The 18883-nt window shown below is 39.1% G+C and carries 16 protein-coding genes, 2 rRNA genes and 1 pseudogene; 10 read left to right on the top strand and 9 right to left on the bottom strand.

What is annotated here, in order from left to right; translation table 11 throughout:
* The 3 genes from MMP60_RS02575 to MMP60_RS02585 all read left to right on the top strand — a co-directional run.
* Positions 1–84, top strand: a 23S ribosomal RNA gene (locus MMP60_RS02575); the annotation flags it as partial.
* A gap of 224 nt (positions 85–308) precedes the next feature.
* Positions 309–423: ribosomal RNA gene (gene rrf / locus MMP60_RS02580) — 5S ribosomal RNA — on the top strand.
* 360 nt (positions 424–783) lie between these two features.
* Positions 784–2769 (top strand): Ig-like domain-containing protein, encoded by a 1986-nt coding sequence (locus MMP60_RS02585; RefSeq protein ID WP_241334838.1) that lies wholly within the window; start codon positions 784–786, stop codon positions 2767–2769.
* A gap of 482 nt (positions 2770–3251) precedes the next feature.
* On the opposite strand, the pseudogene MMP60_RS02590 reads toward MMP60_RS02585, so the two are convergent.
* The 3 genes and pseudogenes from MMP60_RS02590 to MMP60_RS02600 all read right to left on the bottom strand — a co-directional run.
* A pseudogene (locus tag MMP60_RS02590) lies at positions 3252–3478 on the bottom strand (IS630 transposase-related protein); the annotation flags it as partial.
* A 191-nt stretch (positions 3479–3669) separates the two neighbouring features.
* On the bottom strand, positions 3670–4020 hold the full coding sequence (locus MMP60_RS02595; RefSeq protein ID WP_241334839.1) for a DUF2750 domain-containing protein: 351 nt from the start codon (positions 4018–4020) through the stop codon (positions 3670–3672).
* Positions 4021–4061: 41 nt separating this feature from the next.
* Positions 4062–4661, bottom strand: coding sequence for a TetR/AcrR family transcriptional regulator (locus MMP60_RS02600; RefSeq protein ID WP_241334840.1), 600 nt, complete (start codon positions 4659–4661; stop codon positions 4062–4064).
* A 194-nt stretch (positions 4662–4855) separates the two neighbouring features.
* On the opposite strand from MMP60_RS02600, the gene MMP60_RS02605 reads away from it, so the two are divergent.
* From MMP60_RS02605 to MMP60_RS02635, 7 genes are read left to right on the top strand one after another with little or no spacing between them, the layout of a single operon-like run.
* Positions 4856–6661 (top strand): acyclic terpene utilization AtuA family protein, encoded by a 1806-nt coding sequence (locus MMP60_RS02605; RefSeq protein ID WP_241334841.1) that lies wholly within the window; start codon positions 4856–4858, stop codon positions 6659–6661.
* Between the two features lie 18 nt (positions 6662–6679).
* The gene (locus MMP60_RS02610; protein WP_241334842.1) at positions 6680–7600 is read left to right on the top strand and encodes an SDR family oxidoreductase; all 921 of its coding nucleotides are present in this window, start codon (positions 6680–6682) and stop codon (positions 7598–7600) included.
* Between the two features lie 3 nt (positions 7601–7603).
* The gene (locus tag MMP60_RS02615; RefSeq protein ID WP_241334843.1) at positions 7604–9217 is read left to right on the top strand and encodes a carboxyl transferase domain-containing protein; all 1614 of its coding nucleotides are present in this window, start codon (positions 7604–7606) and stop codon (positions 9215–9217) included.
* A 21-nt stretch (positions 9218–9238) separates the two neighbouring features.
* Positions 9239–9589 carry a DUF3147 family protein gene (locus MMP60_RS02620; RefSeq protein WP_241334844.1) on the top strand — a complete coding sequence of 117 codons (351 nt, stop codon included), beginning with the start codon at positions 9239–9241 and terminating at the stop codon, positions 9587–9589.
* Positions 9590–9614: 25 nt separating this feature from the next.
* Positions 9615–10772: an acyl-CoA dehydrogenase family protein gene (locus MMP60_RS02625; protein ID WP_241334845.1), complete on the top strand. Its 1158-nt coding sequence runs from the start codon at positions 9615–9617 to the stop codon at positions 10770–10772.
* A 15-nt stretch (positions 10773–10787) separates the two neighbouring features.
* The gene (locus MMP60_RS02630; RefSeq protein ID WP_241334846.1) at positions 10788–11621 is read left to right on the top strand and encodes an enoyl-CoA hydratase-related protein; all 834 of its coding nucleotides are present in this window, start codon (positions 10788–10790) and stop codon (positions 11619–11621) included.
* Positions 11621–13567, top strand: coding sequence for an acetyl/propionyl/methylcrotonyl-CoA carboxylase subunit alpha (locus MMP60_RS02635; protein ID WP_241334847.1), 1947 nt, complete (start codon positions 11621–11623; stop codon positions 13565–13567). Before MMP60_RS02630 ends, MMP60_RS02635 begins: the two co-directional genes overlap by 1 nt.
* 31 nt (positions 13568–13598) lie before the next feature.
* Here the strand turns inward: MMP60_RS02635 and MMP60_RS02640 are convergent, their stop codons facing one another.
* The 6 genes from MMP60_RS02640 to MMP60_RS02665 all read right to left on the bottom strand — a co-directional run bounded on the left by MMP60_RS02640 (position 13599) and on the right by MMP60_RS02665 (position 18862).
* Positions 13599–14066, bottom strand: coding sequence for a hypothetical protein (locus MMP60_RS02640; protein ID WP_241334848.1), 468 nt, complete (start codon positions 14064–14066; stop codon positions 13599–13601).
* A 114-nt stretch (positions 14067–14180) separates the two neighbouring features.
* A complete protein-coding gene (locus tag MMP60_RS02645; RefSeq protein WP_241334849.1) occupies positions 14181–15107 on the bottom strand; it encodes a lipase chaperone in 927 nt (308 codons plus the stop codon).
* Positions 15108–15121: 14 nt separating this feature from the next.
* Positions 15122–16468: a sphingomyelin phosphodiesterase gene (locus MMP60_RS02650; RefSeq protein WP_241334850.1), complete on the bottom strand. Its 1347-nt coding sequence runs from the start codon at positions 16466–16468 to the stop codon at positions 15122–15124.
* 431 nt (positions 16469–16899) lie between these two features.
* Positions 16900–17319: a roadblock/LC7 domain-containing protein gene (locus MMP60_RS02655; protein ID WP_241334851.1), complete on the bottom strand. Its 420-nt coding sequence runs from the start codon at positions 17317–17319 to the stop codon at positions 16900–16902.
* 32 nt (positions 17320–17351) lie between these two features.
* Positions 17352–17894, bottom strand: a complete 543-nt coding sequence (locus MMP60_RS02660) for an ATP/GTP-binding protein (protein WP_241334852.1) — start codon at positions 17892–17894, stop codon at positions 17352–17354.
* Between the two features lie 8 nt (positions 17895–17902).
* Positions 17903–18862, bottom strand: a complete 960-nt coding sequence (locus tag MMP60_RS02665; RefSeq protein WP_241334853.1) for a hypothetical protein — start codon at positions 18860–18862, stop codon at positions 17903–17905.
* Positions 18863–18883: the final 21 nt, after the last annotated feature.

An 18883-nucleotide genomic window follows, 5' to 3' on the forward strand; every position in this document is an offset into this window, starting at 1 on the left:
AGACTAGGACGTTGATAGGTTGGGTGTGGAAGCACGGTGACGTGTGAAGCTGACCAATACTAATTGCTCGTGAGGCTTGACTATACAACACCCAAGCAGTTGTATGTAAAGCATCAATTCGATTCAAATCCAAACAGTCAGAAGTGAAAATAACTGATTGAACTTGATTTAGTTGAAATACTAGTTACAATATCGACTCAATAATCTAATCCGTTAATAACTCTTTGGATCGTAAGTAAGGCATACGTGAGGAACGATTAAAGTTCCGCAAGACACGTGATTAAGACCCGAAAACACCACAACAGTTTGCTGGCGACAATAGCAAGAGTGAACCACCTGATCCCTTCCCGAACTCAGAAGTGAAACCTCTTAGCGCTGATGGTAGTGTGGCGTTTGCCATGTGAGAGTAAGTCATCGCCAGCTTTTAAATTAAATCACCCCCTCCGCTAATGCTGAGGGGGTGTTTTTTATTGAGCGAAGGAAAAATTAGAAGAAGTGGCGATCCAAAGTAACTTAGCATATTATTTAGATTGAAAATCCAGCATTTCATAAAAAAAGATTAAAAAATTTTGTTGAACTCTCGTTTCACTAGAATAGTTTGATTGAGTTCTCTTTTATATTTTTTACTTGAAGATAAAGTATATTTACATAAAAGCTAGATTGTGATTTCATTAGGCATATTTTTATAATTAAAAATCTTATCCTGTTTTTAGGTTAGATTGGGGATATAAAGGAATGATGATGAATAAAAAACAACTTACTTTAAAGTTGTCAGCAATTGCTATGTCAGTAATGCTTGCAAGTTGTGGTGGTGGAGATGGAGGCTATTTTAATACGAATAGTGGATCTTCCACAGACAACACTAATACTTCAACTCAAGTGTCTGCTGATCTGTTATCTGTAGGTCAAAGTAAAAGTAGCCTTAATGCTGGTGGTGAAGATAGCCTAACTTTAACTATTCGTACTTTAGATAAAACTGGTGGTGTGATTCCTAAAGCAAATGTTAAAGTTGAAATCAAAGATGCTGTAAATGCTGGTGCGAGTTTGAGTACACCAAGTAGTCTTACAAGTGATGAAAACGGGCTAACAAAGACAACACTTTCTCTAGTTAATACTACACTTAATCAGCGTATGAATAGAACGATTACGGTTGTAGTGACTTCAGGGCAAGCAAAGCAGGAGTTGGTTGTTCCTGTTAATGGTACAGCGGTTAGTATTTCTTCTGATATGAGTTTATTGGAAGAAGGAAGTACTGCTAATGTTACATTAATTGCACTTGATGCGGTTGGTAGCCCATTGAGTGGAGCTAAGGCTAGTTTGGTTGATGCGACTGGAAAAACGATTGCAGATGTAATAGCAACAGATCAAAGTGGTCGTGCTGTTTTTAAAGTTCCATATACTACTGTACTTAATTCACCTGAACGTAAATTGAGTTTACTTGGTAAATTGACAGTAGAAGGTGCGAACCAAACTATTAATAATATTTTAACGACGGATTCGGTCGTTTTAACTGCAAATGTTACTAATAATGTTTTACAGCTCACATCAGATACGAATCCTGTTGGTATTGGTATAGCTAAGCCCCTTACTTTTAAAGTCACAGCTTCTACTCAGGCAGAGTTAACTGGGAAAAGTGTTAAATTTGCAACATCTAATGGTACAGTAAGTCCTCAAACTGCTGGAATTACAAATATCAGACAAGAAAATGGGGTGTGGATTGGCGATGCGACAACAACTTTTACAGGTGCTGTAGCATCTATAGCAACGATATCTGCAACATTTGGTACTAATAACATTTATGTTGCCCAACGTGTGAGTCCTGGGCTACCTGAGATGATTTCAATACAATCTGAAGCGAGTGTATTGGCGCCTGGAGCAAATACAAAGATAAGTGCTTTAGTCAAAGATAAGAATGGTTCTCCAATACCTGATACGGAAGTATCTTTTAAAGTCGTTAAAGATACTTCTTCAACAGGGCAAATTTCTCAACCGACAGCTATTACAGATAGTGCTGGTCGTGCAACAGTGATTTATACAGCTGGTGCTGGGCAAACACTAGGTGGTGGTGTCGAGATTGTTGCTTCAGCTGGCGATGCTAAGGTTCAAAAACCAGTTTATTCTCCAACTTTAAAATTGACTGTTGCAACTCAATCGGCATATATTACAATTTCACAAAATCATTTGGTTAGTACAGATCCAAATGCTAGTACATTCTATAATAAAGATTTTTCAGCATCTGTTGTAGATACAGCTGGAAACCCCATTCCGAATCAAGAAATTAGTATTTCATTAGAACTTGTTAGTTTTATGAAAGGGCAGTTTAATTGGGTGCGCGATTATACATACGCACAAACAAGTGATGGTATGTGGTCATGGTTGGGTATTTGGCGTTGGTCTCGTGATTATACTATTTATGAGAATAATCTTCCAAAACGAATTACCACTTTTGTTGAATGCCCATCAAATGAGTATGCAAGCAATATTGCTATTTTAGGTATGAATAATTCACCACTTGGAACAAAAGCAACCTTTATTACTGATTCTCAAGGTAAGTTTGACTTTAAAGTACGTTATGGTAAAAACTATTCAAATTGGTTGCGCGTTAATCTAAATGCCTCAACTACAGTTTCTACAAAAGATAATACGATGGCTTTATCTTTAGTTCCTCCTGTTGCAGCGGCTGATGTAGATGATACAGATGGTAAATGGAGACCAGATCAAATTAGTCCATTCGGTACAGATATTACGACTTGTCTTGATTATAAGTAATCATTTTAGATTAGGTATTCTATTCTAAAATAAGTTGATAAATATGACATTAAACCGAACTAAGTCATTAGTTCGGTTTTTTATGCGACGTGGGTATATAGTAAAGCCGCTTAGTTACTCATCATACATCTACTCAAAAGAAACGAAATAATTGATCAACTAACTACTTTTTATGCTTGCATTTAACTAATGACCACATCTTTTCTATAGGATTTAAATCAGGGCTGTATGCAGGAAACTAAAGTATCTGAGGTCCTTGTTGTTCTAATAATGTCTAAGTATCAACTCTCTTATGAAATGTTGCATTATCCATAACCACAATACTGTTTTTTGGTAATTCAGGGATCAGTAGTTGCTCAAACTAAAAAATAAAAGACATCAGAATTTATTTTGCAATCAAATAACTTGACTGCAAATAATTCCTGTTGATAAATTGCTCCAATTGGATTGGTCTGATTTTTTAACTGCCAATTATAATGTGTAGCCCGTTCATATTGAAAGACATCAGGATATGTTTCAACATCAACACGTAAAACATCATTATCGATTTTACAGGGTTTAGTGGGTGAGCTCTTTTGATCGCTATACATTTCTTCCATTGGACAATCGTATTTTTATCAATTTCAAATTGAGCAACAACAGCTCGAGTAGAATATCCTTTATCAAGCTTAGCCAATACTTTCTTTCTAAAATGGTCTGAATAACTCATTCTATGAGTATATGCTATTTAAACGTATTTCTTTATGAATCAATAACGAGCCATCGTCGATACTGATTATGTAAAAAGAAGACATCGTACTTATAGTGATGACTTCAAATGTGAACTTGTTTGAAATATCGCCATTCTTATATACTGTTACGTAAATAAACATGTTGTATTTTCATATTTCTAAGTTTTGTTCATTCATATTGCTGTAGTTCATTCTCTAATTCTTCTTTTAAATCGAGTGGATCTATAATCCAAACATCTATTCCTAGATTGGGTAAAACACCTACTTTTAAACCATCCTTATTTAAATTTGGAAGCCATGTTTCAAGAAAGCTATCTAACTCTATTCTAGATGGTTTAAGGGATGGGTAAATTTCATGAAAAGCGGATGCATAGTCAGCATGAGGCCATACAGGTAAGTATTCTAGATTTTCTTGTGGTGTAATGATAAGAAAATTTTGATTGTGATCTGCTAGTATCCAAAGCTCCTCCCAATCACATATTTTTGAAATAAAATGTTCATAGCGTTGTTTACTTGTCAAGGCAAATACATTTTCAAGTTATTTTGGATGCATTCGATAACTCATTTGATCGCCATTTCCCACACCATTTCGGTCAGTTCATCTATCTTGACCTTACCGTCAGGTCTATACCATGTGACCGACCAAGAAATAGAGCCACCGACCAAACGACGCCAAATAAAGGCATCATGTTTGACTTTGCCCTGATCACGTAATTTCTCAATCACATTGAGCCAAACTTGTTCATATTCATTACGCATCTTCAGAAGATAGTCTTGTTTTTCTTTTGATAGAGCAAACCATTCATGCACAAGTACTGCCATTGCTGCACCTGTATCACCTGTAATGGAAATCAGCTCAGCTTTGATTAAATCACGTAATTGTTGTTCTGGTTCGTTTGAGCGTCCAGCTGCTTCTTTTAAACGGGCAAAGTTATAAATAATGGTTTGTTCCATGACAGTCGCTAAAATGTCATCTTTACTTTTGAAATGATGGAACAAGCTACCTGACTGGATACCAATAAATTCACCCAGTTGGCGAACCGTGGTTTTGTCATAACCTTGTTTATAAAATAGATAAGCTGCACCAAGCAATAAACGCCCACGTGGACTATCGTCAAAACATACAATTCTAGGTATTTGCTCAATTGAAGTTGCGATCATGCCAGTCCGTCTATCCTATTAAATCTAGTCAGCATTGTAACAAAATTCATTTAATGAATTGTCTTATCTTTTTATAACAAGCATTTGCTTGAATTTGTCTATTTTTGCTAATACAGCATATCATTATGCACTTTACAAACCAAGCACTTGCTTGGTAATGTTGGAGCAACTTAGAAATAACAATGAGAAAACTCATGATAAGCGTCAAGCAGGATGATCAGAAGGTAATCAAAATTGGGTGCGCATCAGGTTTCTGGGGTGATACCAACACAGCTGCATTTCAGTTGGTACATTTGAGTGATATTGATTATCTAGTCTTTGATTATTTGTCAGAAATTACCATGTCGATCATGGCTAAGGCAATGATGACTGATCCAAGCCATGGTTATGCTTTGGATTTTGTTAGCCGTGTCATGTCACCACTGATTAATAAAATTGCTGAGAAAAAAATCAAAGTCATTAGTAATGCAGGGGGTGTTAATCCTTTAGCGTGTCGTGATGCCTTACAAAAAATAATTGATGAAAAAGGATTAGATTTAAAAGTTGCTGTGGTACTTGGGGATGATGTATTACCCAAACATGCTGAGTTACTCAAGCAAAATGTTCAGGAAATGTTTAATGGCGAAGCTTTACCACATCATGTAGCCAGCAGTAATGCTTATTTAGGGGCAGTTGCGATCCGTGATGCCTTAGATTTAGGTGCAGATATTGTGATTACAGGTCGAGTGGTTGATTCGGCTGTGGTACTTGCACCATTACTGCATGAATATAAATGGTCATTAGATGATTATGATAAGTTGGCTCAAGGCTCATTGGCAGGGCATGTGATTGAATGTGGAGCTCAATGTACAGGTGGTAATTTTACTGATTGGCGCTTGGTACACGGCTTTGACAACATGGGCTTTCCAATTGTGGAAGTCAGTGCAGATTCCTCTTTTGTTGTGACTAAACCACAAGGTACAGGTGGTTTGGTATCGACTGCAACAGTCGCAGAACAAATCGTTTATGAAATTGGCAATCCGCAAGCTTATTTACTTCCTGATGTGACAGCCGATTTTAGCCAAGTTCATTTAGAGCAAGTCGGTGAAGATCGAGTAAAAGTTACAGGTGCAACAGGTCGTGCGCCAACCCAACAATATAAAGTCAGCGCTACCTATGCGGATGGTTATCGTGTTTTAGTTAGCTTTTTAATCGCGGGTCGTGAAGCACCTGAAAAAGCTCAAACCATTGCCAATTCAATTCTAAATAAATGTGAACGTGTACTGGCTTTACGCTCTGTTCCACCATTTAGTGAAAAATCAATTGAAATTCTGGGTATCGAAAGCACCTATGGTTCGCATGCCAGAGTGCACGATAGTCGTGAGGTGGTCGTCAAAATTGCCGTGAAACATATGTTTAAAGAAGCTTGTATGTTCTTTGCTTCAGAAATTGCACAAGCCTCCACAGGTATGGCACCTGCATTGGCGGGGATTGTTGGTGGTCGTCCTAAAGCTTCGGCGGTGGTTAAACTTTTCTCTTTCCTAATTGATAAAGATCAAATCAAGGTTGAGGTCGATTTTGCAGGGCAACGTCATGCTGTTGAGATTCCAACAGGCTTAGCGACACAAAGTTATGTTCCACACCCAATTGGTGAAGTCGCAATTTATCAAGGTGATGAAATTGAAGTGCCTTTGGTTGAGGTCGCTCATGCACGTAGTGGCGATAAGGGCAATCACAGCAATATCGGGGTGATTGCACGTAAAGCGGAATATTTGCCGTGGATTCGAGCGGCACTCACTGAGGAAAATGTTGCTGATTATATGCAGCATGTTTTAGATGCTGAAAAATCAAAAGTCATTCGTTATGAACTGCCAGCCATGCATGCACTGAATTTTATGCTTGAAAATGCATTGGGTGGTGGTGGGATTGCCAGTCTGCGGATTGATCCACAAGGTAAGGCATTTGCACAACAGCTATTAGATATGCCAGTTAAAGTGCCAGCAAAATTGTTAGAAAAATAAGTAAAGGATGTAAATCAAATGAGTTATCAATCAATTTTCAGGGCAGATGCATTTACTGACAAAGTGATTATCGTGACAGGCGGAGGTTCTGGTATTGGTCGTTGTACCGCACATGAACTAGCATCTTTGGGTGCACAAGTGGTGATTACAGGGCGAAAAATTGAAAAGCTAGAAAAAGTTAGCCAAGAAATTTTAGAAGATGGTGGCAAAATCCATTTTATCGTCTGTGATAATCGTGATGAAGAACAAGTCAAAAACATGATTGCTGAAGTCATTGAAAAATTTGGCAAGCTAGATGGTCTTGTCAATAACGCAGGTGGACAATTTCCATCTGCGCTTGAAAGTATTTCTGCCAATGGCTTTGATGCTGTAGTACGTAATAACTTGCATTCAACTTTTTACCTGATGCGTGAAGCCTATAACCGATGGATGGCAAAACACGGCGGTAGTATTGTCAATATGGCTGCCGATATGTGGGGCGGTATGCCGGGAATGGGACATTCTGGTGCGGCACGTTCAGGTGTGGATAACCTGACCAAAACCGCTTCAGTCGAATGGGGACGTTCAGGCGTTCGGGTTAATTGTGTTGCACCGGGTTGGATTATTTCTTCTGGTATGGATAACTACAGTGGTGACTTTGCCAAATTCATTATTCCAAGTTTGGCAGGTAATGTGCCTTTAAAACGAATGGGTACAGAATCTGAGATATCTTCAGCGATTTGTTATTTACTCTCTGATGCTGCTGCATTTGTTTCAGGTGTGACCTTAAGAGTTGATGGTGCAGCTTCACAAGGAACACGGATGTATCCGTTAGCAGATGCAACGAATAGCCAGTCTTTTAATGGCTTCCATCGTGCATTTATTCCAGATGTACTCAAAGATCAGATTGAAAAAGCAGAGCAACAATCTGCACAAGCGCAAGATGCAAACAAGGATTAAATTATGACTATTCTTCAATCTGAAATTGCAGTCGGTAGTGAACAATATCAACAAAATAGAGATGCTTTATTAAGCCAAATTGCAGAAGTGCGTGCCGTACAGCAGAAAGGCATTGATAAGTCTTATGCAGCAAAACCCAAATTTGATAAGAAAGGCAAAATTCTTCCACACGAACGGGTACGTTTACTTCTCGATACTGATTCACCTTTTGTGGAGTTATGCGGTCTAGTTGGCTACAACATGCATGATGATAAAGATGGCTCTGAAGCGGGTGGAGGCATTATCGCGGGAATTGGTTTTGTCAGTGGCGTTCGTGCTTTGGTCACAGCGAGTAATAGTGCAATCAAAGGCGGCACCATGTCACCGATGGGTGTACAGAAAACCTTACGCTTACAAAAGATTGCGCTTGAGCAAAAATTACCGATTGTGACATTGACCGAAAGTGGCGGCGCAAATTTAAATTATGCAGCCGAAGTGTTTACTTATGGCGGTATGACTTTTGCCAATCAGGCACGAATGTCTGCGGCAGGGATTCCGCAGATATCGGTGGTACATGGTAATGCCACCGCAGGTGGGGCATATCAACCAGGTTTATCTGACTATGTGATTGCCGTGCGTAAGCAAACAGAAATGTTATTGGCTGGTCCCCCATTATTGTTAGCTGCTACTGGCGAAGTAGCCACGGCTGAGGAACTCGGTGGTGCTGAAATGCATACTCAGGTTTCTGGTGTAGCTGAATATTTAGCTGAAAATGATGCTGATGGCATTCGTATTGCTCGTGAAATTTTTGAGCATTTGAACTGGAAAGAACAAACCAAAAGTCTCGATCAGGATTATAAAGAACCTCGTTACTCAGCCGAGGAATTGTTAGGCATTATTCCGCAAGATCCGAAGCAACCTTTGGATATGAAAGAAATCGTGGCGCGGATTATTGATGATTCAGACTTTTTAGAATTTAAACAAGAATATGATGCGCTTACTGTTTGCGGTTGGGCAAAAATGGGTGGGGTACATATTGGAATTATCACCAATAATGGACCAATCACACCACAAGGAGCGGTTAAAGCCGCACAGTTTATTCATCTTTGTGAACAAACCCAACGACCACTTTTATTCTTGCATAACACCACGGGTTTTATGGTCGGAACGGATGCTGAACAAAACGGCATTATTAAACATGGTTCTAAGCTGATCCAAGCGGTTGCCAACGCGACTGTACCTAAAATCTCGATCATTGTTGCTGGTTCTTATGGAGCAGGTAACTATGCCATGTGCGGACGTAGTTTATCGCCTAACTTTATTTTTGCATGGCCAAATTCACATGTGGCGGTGATGGGTTCAGCTCAGGCAGGAAAAGTGTTGCGTATCGTGGCTGAGGGTAAACAGAAAGCTTCAGGTATGGAACCGAATCCACAGATGTTGGATTTTCTAGAACAAAGTACTTCGATGAAATTGGAACAACAATCGACCGCTTTATTCAACACAGCGATGTTGCATGACGATGGCATTATCGATCCTAGAGATACACGTAAAGTATTGATCTTCTTGTTACAAACTATTTATGAAGCACAGCAACGTGAGTTAAATCCAACTCGTTTTGGTGTGTCTCGTTTTTAAAGTGATGAAATAGGAATGGGTATGCTATTTATTATTTTTAAATATGCTGTAACTGCGGCTTTGGTTGTGGGCATTTCAGAAATTGCAAAACGTAGTGATAAGTTTGGTGCATTTATTGCCTCATTACCTTTAGTGACTTTTTTAGTGTTGATTTGGTTGTATGTTGAAAAACAACCCATTGAAAAAATTGCCAATCATGCGTATTACACATTTTGGTATGTTGTACCGACCCTACCTATGTTTCTCGCTTTTCCATTTTTACTGCATCGCTTTGGATTTTGGTTTGCTATTTTAGCCAGTATTTTCTTAACGATCATCTGTTTTGGATTATTTGCACTATGTGTTCGTTATTTGGGTATCGAACTGTTATAGAAATATATTTTAAAAGGAAAAAACAATGAAATTTACTGCAGAGCATGAAGCATTACGTCGTACCGCACGTCAGTTTGTAGAAAACGAACTTAATCCGTTTATTCCAGAATGGGAAGCAGCGGGACGTTTTCCGATCCATGAAGTCTTTAAGAAAATGGCAGATTTAGGTTTGCTTGGTATTTGTAAGCCCGAAGAAAATGGCGGCTTGGGTTTAGATTATTCGTATAACCTTGTGGTGGCAGAAGAATTAGGTCGTGCAGCCTGTGGTGGTGTGCCTTTGGCGATTGGTGTACAAACCGATATGGCAACACCTGCACTTGCCCGTTTTGGTAGTAAGGAATTGCGTGATGAATTTTTAACACCTGCGATTAACGGTGAATATGTGGCATCAATTGCAGTTTCAGAAGTACATGCAGGTTCAGATGTTGCAGCGGTTAAAACCACCGCAAAAAAAGATGGTGATGATTATGTGATTAATGGCAGCAAAATGTGGATTACTAATTCACTGCAAGCGGACTTCTTCTGCTTACTTGCTAATACCTCTGATGACAAACCGCATGTCAATAAATCGATGATCATTGTTCCTGCGAAGACTGCAGGCATTAGTTTCTCAGAACCACTCAATAAATTAGGAATGCGTTCAACCACAACTGCTCAAGTTTATTTCGATAATGTTCGTGTACCACAGCGCAATCTTGTGGGTGCTGAGGGGATGGGCTTCATGATGCAGATGATGCAGTTCCAAGAGGAGCGTATGTGGGCATGTGCCAATGCTGTGGGTGGTTTGGAAAATGTGATTCAACAAACGATTGATTACACCAAAGAACGAACCACTTTTGGTCAGCCACTGATTAATAATCAATATGTGCATTTCCGTTTTGCTGAATTGATGACCGAAGTTGAAGCGCTAAAAGCACTCACTTATCAAGCCTGTGAACAACATATCGTAGGAGAAAATGTCACGATGATGGCTTCGATGGCAAAGCTCAAAGCAGGGCGATTAACTCGAGAAGTTGCAGATAGCTGCCTACAATATTGGGGCGGAAATGGCTTTATGTGGGAAAACCCAGCATCACAGTTGTATCGTGATGGACGTCTAGGTTCGATTGGCGGTGGTGCAGACGAAATCATGCTTGGGATCATCTGTAAATTGATGGATATTTTGCCGAAGAAACAGAAATAAGATAGGAGAAGAAAAATGACACTTTCAACTTCTCTTACTGATTTACAAGTGGATGAAAGTATCCAACTTGAACAACAAGGCAGTATTTTAACGTTGTGGCTGAATCGACCTGAAAGCCGTAATGCCATGAGTCTCAACATGGTTAATGCCATTCAACAGGTCTTTGCTCACATTGCTGATGATGTTTCGATTCGTGCGGTGATTTTGCGTGGTAAAGGTGGGCATTTCTGTGCAGGTGGTGATATTAAGGACATGGCAGCATTGCGTGTTGAAGCAGCGAATGCTGGCAGCTTGCAACCCTATGTTGATTTTAACCGCCGCTTTGGTGCCATGATTGAACAAGTTGATCAAGCTCCGCAAACGGTTGTTGCAATTTTAGAAGGTGCAGTGCTCGGTGGTGGTTTTGGCTTAGCTTGTGTCTCTGATATAGCGATTAGTCGTGACAATGCTCAGTTTGGCTTACCTGAAACAGGTCTTGGGGTATTGCCTGCTCAAATTGCACCGTTCGTGGTGAAACGGATTGGACTGACTCAAGCCCGTCGTTTGGCGCTGTTAGGTTCACGCTTTAATGGTGAGACTGCGCAGAAGTTAGGTGTGATACATGAAGTTGTACGTGATGACGCTGAGCTTGAGCAATTGCTTAGGGATACTATTCAACAGATCAAACGTGCTGCGCCGTTGGCATCTCGAAATACCAAAGCATTGCTACATCGAACTTTAAATGAGCCTTTAGATTCTTTACTTGACGATGCTGCACAGCAGTTTGCTCAAGCGGTTGGTGGGGTAGAGGGGCAAGAAGGTACGATGGCATTTATTCAAAAACGTTTACCAAATTGGACTGAGCAATAATGAAATTTTCAAAAGTTTTAGTCGCAAATCGTGGTGAAATCGCAGTTCGTGTGATGCAAACGGCAAAAGCAATGGGTTACCAAACTGTTGCGGTATATTCAGATGCAGATGCCAATGCACGCCATATTCAAGTTGCCGATGAGGCTGTTTACATCGGTGCATCTAAAGTGTCTGAATCCTATCTGTCGATCGCTAATATTATTGAAGCCTGCAAAAAGACAGGCGCAGATGCAGTTCATCCTGGTTATGGCTTCTTGTCTGAAAATACCGATTTTGCCCAAGCCTGTAGCGACAATGGCATTACCTTTATTGGGCCAAACGCTGCTGCGATTCATTTGATGGGTAGCAAGCGATTATCCAAAATTGCCATGATTGAGGCAGGTGTGCCGTGTGTACCTGGTTATGAGGGTGATCAACAAGATATTGAATACTTGGCTGAGCAAGCGGAAAAAATTGGTTTTCCATTGATGGTCAAAGCATCTGCTGGTGGTGGTGGACGTGGCATGCGTTTGGTTCACCAGTCTGTTGATTTGTTGGAAGCTTTAAAAACAGCACGCTCAGAGGCTGAAAATGCGTTTGGTTCAGGTGAATTAATTATTGAAAAAGCGGTGATCGCACCTCGTCATGTGGAAATCCAAGTGTTTGGTGATACGCATGGTAACTATGTATACCTGTTTGAACGAGATTGTTCGATTCAACGCCGTCATCAAAAAGTGGTGGAAGAAGCACCTTGTCCAGTGATGACACCCGAGTTACGTCAGAAAATGGGAGAAGCTGCGGTGGCAGCGGCAAAATCCTGTGACTATCTCGGCGCAGGTACGGTTGAATTTTTACTGGATCAATCAGGTGAGTTTTATTTCCTTGAAATGAATACTCGTTTGCAAGTTGAGCATCCTGTGACAGAAATGATTACGGGACTAGATTTGGTAGAGTGGCAACTCCGTGTCGCCAATGGTGAAACTATACCCTTGCAGCAGCATGAACTGACTTTAAATGGACATGCGATCGAAGTGCGGTTATACGCAGAAGATCCACGTCAGGATTTCTTACCACAAACAGGCAAAGTGTTGCGTTGGCAACCTGCTGCGTTGCCAAATGTACGTATTGATCATGGCATGTTAGAGGCGGGCGAAATTAGTCCGTTTTATGATCCAATGGTCGCTAAAGTGATTGCCTATGGTAAGACCCGTGAAGATGCTATTCGCTTATTAGCGCGTGCAGTAGATGATTGTGTGCTACTTGGTGTAAATAGCAATAAACAGTTTTTGGTTAATTTATTACGTCATCCAATTATCGTGGCAGGGGATACCAATACCGCATTTATCCAACAGCATTTTCAGGATGATGTTAGCCTACATCAACAAGTTCCAATGCTTGAAAGTTTAGCGATTGCAGCAACACTATTTGCGCAACACAAGGCTTCAAAAACGGCATGGCAAACAGGTATTGCAACGCCACTACCATTAAAATTGAAATGTGCAGACCAACAACTGTCACTACAAGTCGAGATGGATCAACAGCAAGTCACCGTGCGATTATGTGATCAACACTGTACGATTCAGGTTGTAGAAATAACTGATACTCAGATCATCTATAACGTTGATGGCGTGCGTCGAAAGTTGAGTTATGTACTTGATCAAAATCAACTCTATTTAGATACAGCGAATGGTAATTTAGTGATTGAAAATATCACCTATGCCGCACCTGAAGCTGCGGAAGTGGTAGGGGATGGTAAAATCCGTGCGCCGATGGATGGGGCGATTGTGAATCTATTGGTCAATGCAGGAGACACAGTTGTTAAGGGACAGACCTTATTGATCTTGGAGGCCATGAAAATTCAGCAACAAATCAAGTCAGATGTTGACGGTGTAGTGGATGAACTGATTGGTCAAGTTGGGCAACAAGTGAAAAAACGACAATTACTATTAAATGTTGCGATTACATAAAGCGTATAAATTAAAAAGCTAGGTTCTACGCCTAGCTTTTTAATAATTTTTCAACAGCTACAAGTGAACTTGTCGAATTTCCCTCTAATTCTTGGGTTGCAAATTCAGCTAATGCATGTTCATGTGCCAATAAATATTGAAAAAATTCTTGAGTCGTTGCGTCAGCATGTTGATGCATTCGCTCAAACGTTTCCATAAAAGGTTTTGTACCTTGTTTGAGTAAATGCATAGCAACTTTCCAAGGAAGCTTTGCCATCACAATACCTGATGCTTTGGCTTGCAACTTAATATGTGGTCGAATTGAAGCAGTGTAATCCTGTTGCGCTAAGAAATTTTCTAACCGTTGAAGTGTTTGAGCTTCCAGTCGCGCTAATGTTTTCCATTTTTGCTGTTGTTCAATGGAACGAGCATGTTGAGCAGCATTCAGAAAAATTAATTCTCCTAAGATTTCTGATTCAAGTGCAATATTTAAGTCATGTTGAAATTTTGGATAGTTCATTCCTTTGATTTCCATCAATAATCTTAGTTTTCCTTTTTATAAATACCACAATATTTGGTTAAACCTATATTCAACCATCTGTGTTCATGATACAGATGGTTTTAAAAATGATGATTAAGAGAACATTTTGAGACGTAAATCTTGCAAACGGGTTTCATATTGTTTTTGCCATTCTGCATCAGAAAGCTGCGATTTTAAGGGCTGCATTTCTTGTTGGAGCTGTTGCACGGCTTGCTGATATTGATTGACCTGCTGCTGCTGTTGAACTTCACGTTGATCACGAAGTTGAATATCTTGTCGTTCTTGCTCGGTTAAATACTGCTGCTGCAATTTTTGTTTCAAACCTGCAATTTCAGCAGGATTATTTGAACTTTGATTGAGTAATTGTATCGCTTGTTCATAAAGCCCCATTTTACTTTCCTGTTTCGTTGTATCAGGATATTGGCGTTGTAATGCCTCAAAAGCTTTTAAACGTTGTTCCGCACTCAGATTTTGATTCTGAGCTAAATCATTATAAGCAAAACGATAGTCTGCATAGTTACGTTCTTGTCCAAAACCGAGCATTGCTTCTGCTTGTCCTAAAGTTTGTTCTCTGAGTTTCCAGAGCGCATCAAAACGTTCTTTAGGTGATAAAGATGTAGACAATACAGTACTCTGCATTTGTTGCTCATATTGCGGCATACGCTTTAATAAATTTTCAACCAAATGCGCAAACTTCTGATCAGGGTAATTCGCTAAGGCTTTTGCTAAAGCTGCATTACAGTCCGATACAGGACAATTGGCTTTAAAATCATTCAAAAATTGCGTGATGTTGCCAGGTTGCTGTTGTAGTGCCTTGAGCTGCTTCAATAGCGATGTCTGGAATACCTCATCTTTGGTTTTATTGTGCATGGCTTCATCAGCAACATTGGTTGATGAATCTTGAGAGGATGTAGCTTTGGTTTGCTGAATTGCAGCGGAAGAGGCAGTGCTCTTCCAGACTACAATCCCGACCAAGACCACTAGAACAATAATAATTGTCAGCAATAGTCTTTTGTTCATACAGCGTTCCGTTGTTATGGACTGTAATTAAATTGTCCCATGACTGGGAAATGATCAGAGAGATCCCATGTCATGTACAGTGGGTCAGCCGTTGTACGTAAGATGCGGACATCATTACGAGCTTGGGTTGGTTGGCGATGTGTATTTGAAGCCACTACATAGTCCAAATATTCAACGGCTGTGCCACCTGAACCAGCTGCACCTGCCAATTTATTGACACGAGGGTCAAATGTTGATGCGGTATAACCTGTGCTTGGCGCTGCTGTTGCATTTAGGTTAGTGAGCATATTTTGATAATCTTGAGGCCATAACAGCTTATTGACATTAAAATCACCGCCCATCAATACAGCATCAAAACTTGGAATATTTTGTTGATTCACTAACTGGCGAATTTGTTGGAACTGCACTTGACGAAGGGCACGTGCTTCATCGGTATCAAAAGAGGCTGTATGTGTTGAAGTCACATGATAGGCTTTACCATTTTTAATGATTTCAGCATACAACACGCCTTTATCAGCAAAACAATCCGTTCCTGTACAGTCTGGATAGATTAATTGTGCAGTTTTGACGATTGGGTAGCGGCTAACGATCACGAGACCACTATCAAATAAGTTATAACCTGAACCAACAGGGATATGGGTTTGATATGGATATTGTTGAGCGAGTTGATTCAACATACCTGTACGAGATGATGCAAACGCTTCTTGCATCATAATCACATCGTAACCATTCAAATGATTCGGCAATTCAGCTACACGCTCACTAATCTTACTTGCAACCATTGGCAACGCATAAATATTATAAGTGAGGACTTTTAGTTCGTTGGCGTTGCTTGAAACAGGTTCTTGAACTGTATTTTGGTGAATGGTGTAATGAAAATCATCATACCCACCAGTGTATTCAGCTTTCACAGCGGCTTGTGCAGATAAACCCGCATAGTTGGTATTGATACGATGTACATCACGATCTGAATACCAAGGAGATGTGGTGGTCGCCGTTTGAATCCCATGTTTAATTGTACTGCCAGACCAAGTTCCTGTCATGGTTTGCTTTAACGTAATCTGAGAGTTACCAGTACTTACTACAGTATCAAAATTATAGGTTTTTCCAGATTTTAGACCTGTATAACGGTTGATACGCAGTACACGTTTAGTTTCGTATGGGGCAATTTGTGTTGCTTCCTGTGCCCATTCATTTCCTTGTTGTAGAATATGTGTCCCTGTTTGATTAATTTGTAAGGATACCGTTTGTGGTGTGGTATTGGTTACAAATACATAAGAATCAGCTAAAGCGTTTTGCGTCGCAAAACCTCCTACCAATAGCGCTACTCCTGCGCTAAGTTTTAAGCTCGTCAGCCCCATACTACATCTCTCCATAGTGCATAATTATTTATGAACAAAGGACAATCAATAATTATAAATATTCACTTTCGAAAATTTAATGATTGTTATTTGTTCGAAATAAATGATAATGAAAATATATTGCTAAAGCATGTAAAATGTATACCATCTGTCTGAACTTATTGTTTTGTATTTAACTTTATTTGTATTTTATGTGATATAAGGCAAAATTATCCTGTAAATAAATGGATTTATTTGGTGCTCGGATTTTGTTTGGTGAAATAGTTTGGTGCTAGATTAGGTTGTTATGGTGCGTTTTTATCATACGTGAATCATTGAAGTGTGCGTCTGAGTAAACTATGACATAATCATTTTTCTAGACAGAATGTTCTATTTTGAAAATGAAAAAATCTGAAAGGATAATTCACTTTCAGATTTTTATAGGAGGAAAATTAAGCTTGATCTGCATCAACAATTGCCGCACTTGCCTGTTTTAAGCTGTAAAGTAGCTGCCCTAAAAGAACATCTTTATTGCTTAATGTCACCATCACCATCGGATGATGTGGTGCAGGAATTGATGTCAGAATTGCTTTACCATTTTCAGCATCAAGCGTAATACTCTGACATCCTGTCAATTGGATTTCATTTAGAAATGCACTGACCATCGCCAAAATAGAACTACTTACAGCTGCTAATTTAGTGCTGTTGTAAGGGTTCTTTTTATACATTGATGCCAGCTCGAACCCATCAGTAGAGCAGAGCATAATATAATCAATACCTCGGATATTGGTTAATATGTCATTGGCTTGAATCTTCGCCAAGTGAATCAGTTCTTTTGGTGCTGTGCGCTGTTGACTGGGGATACTGAACATAATTTTTCTCTTTATTAAAGTTATTCATTAATTTAATTGGTTGCTTTTAGATTTACTTCTAAGGCTGCAATTAAAGACTCAACCATAAGTAAAATGTGTTCTTGTTTTCGTGCATCAATAAAAAACAAAGGGTACTGATATTCATTTTGAATGAGCCAATCTCTATAGATTGAGGTGGACTGACCTTTGTTTTCATCAATATGAGTAATACCAATTGATATATTTTTTGTATAGTCTTTAAATGTATCTAAATATCCATCAAGCTCATCGAGAGGGACTTTACTATTGTGATCTACTAAAAGAATAACACCAAGAGCACCTTGGCAAATCACAGGCCATATAAAGTCAAAACGGGCTTGACCAGGTGTGCCGTAAAGCCCAATTTTAACGCCGTCATCAAGTGTAATCTCGCCATAATCAATACCTACTGTCGTTTGCATTTTATTATGTGCTTGACTATCTGTATTAAATGCTTCAGTTGCAAGTACAGGAACTTCCGAAAGTGATCGTATCGCTTCAGTTTTCCCTGCACCCATACTTCCAGCAAATACAATTTTATATTGTTGTAGAATCATATAATTCCTTAAAGACCAAAACGGCGTCTAATTTTGCCGAAAAATTTATTCAAAAAATTGTCTTGTTCAACAGGTTGTTCAGAAGCATCTAACTTTAAATAATTGCTTTCTGTTGCTGGAATAATGCCCCCATTATTAGAAATCATACATGCAGAAACAAATTGTTGAACTGTCTGTATTGGAATTCTTAATTGAGTTGCGACTTGTGCGAGTTGAGCTCCTTGTATAAAACATGCTGAAAGTAAAAGTGTAATTTTTCGATCTGTACTTTGAGTCGGTTGAGGCCAATACTCAATTTTAAAATATTCATTTTCATTAGGAGCAAGTTGTTGGAACTCTAATGAATGCCAAAATAAATTCCATAACCAATCTTGTAAATCATATTCAATCTTGCGAGAAACTTTTGTAAAATCAAAAGTTGTGGCGAACTCGTAGTTAAAACTATGATTCGTTTGAGTCTGTATCCGAGTTGGTTCCAGCCATGCAACTTGGCTACGTGTATCAATAATCGCTAAAGTACCGTGATCATCAAACAGATGTAACCGAGCATTTTCTGGATTTAACATATCCTCTAAAAATTTTTCGTTTACGGCATTGTGGTTAGATATAACTTCATCTTCTGGCTGTTGATGAGAAATGTAACTAATAAGTCGAAGATGAATCCAATTTTTTAAAGCATCAGTCTGTTGAAATGGTAAATAGAGTGTATTGTTTTCCTCAATTCTACAAGAACCTTGCCCCTTAGAAACTTTCAAACATGGTAATTGTTTTTGTTGAATAATACGTTGGATACCTTCGGTATCAAAAAAATTTTCATTTATTAATAATAAATCAAGATTTGGGTCTGAAATATTAATCCAGTTTATGCCAAACTCATTAGGTATTGTTTTTCTAAGTTCTATTTTTAACTCATCTGAAACTTTTAAACTTATACCTGAAATTGCGATATTAATGCAATGTCCATTCATAGTATCACTTTAATGTTTATC

This window comes from Acinetobacter sp. ANC 4805 (assembly GCF_022549495.1).
Taxonomy (GTDB): domain Bacteria; phylum Pseudomonadota; class Gammaproteobacteria; order Pseudomonadales; family Moraxellaceae; genus Acinetobacter.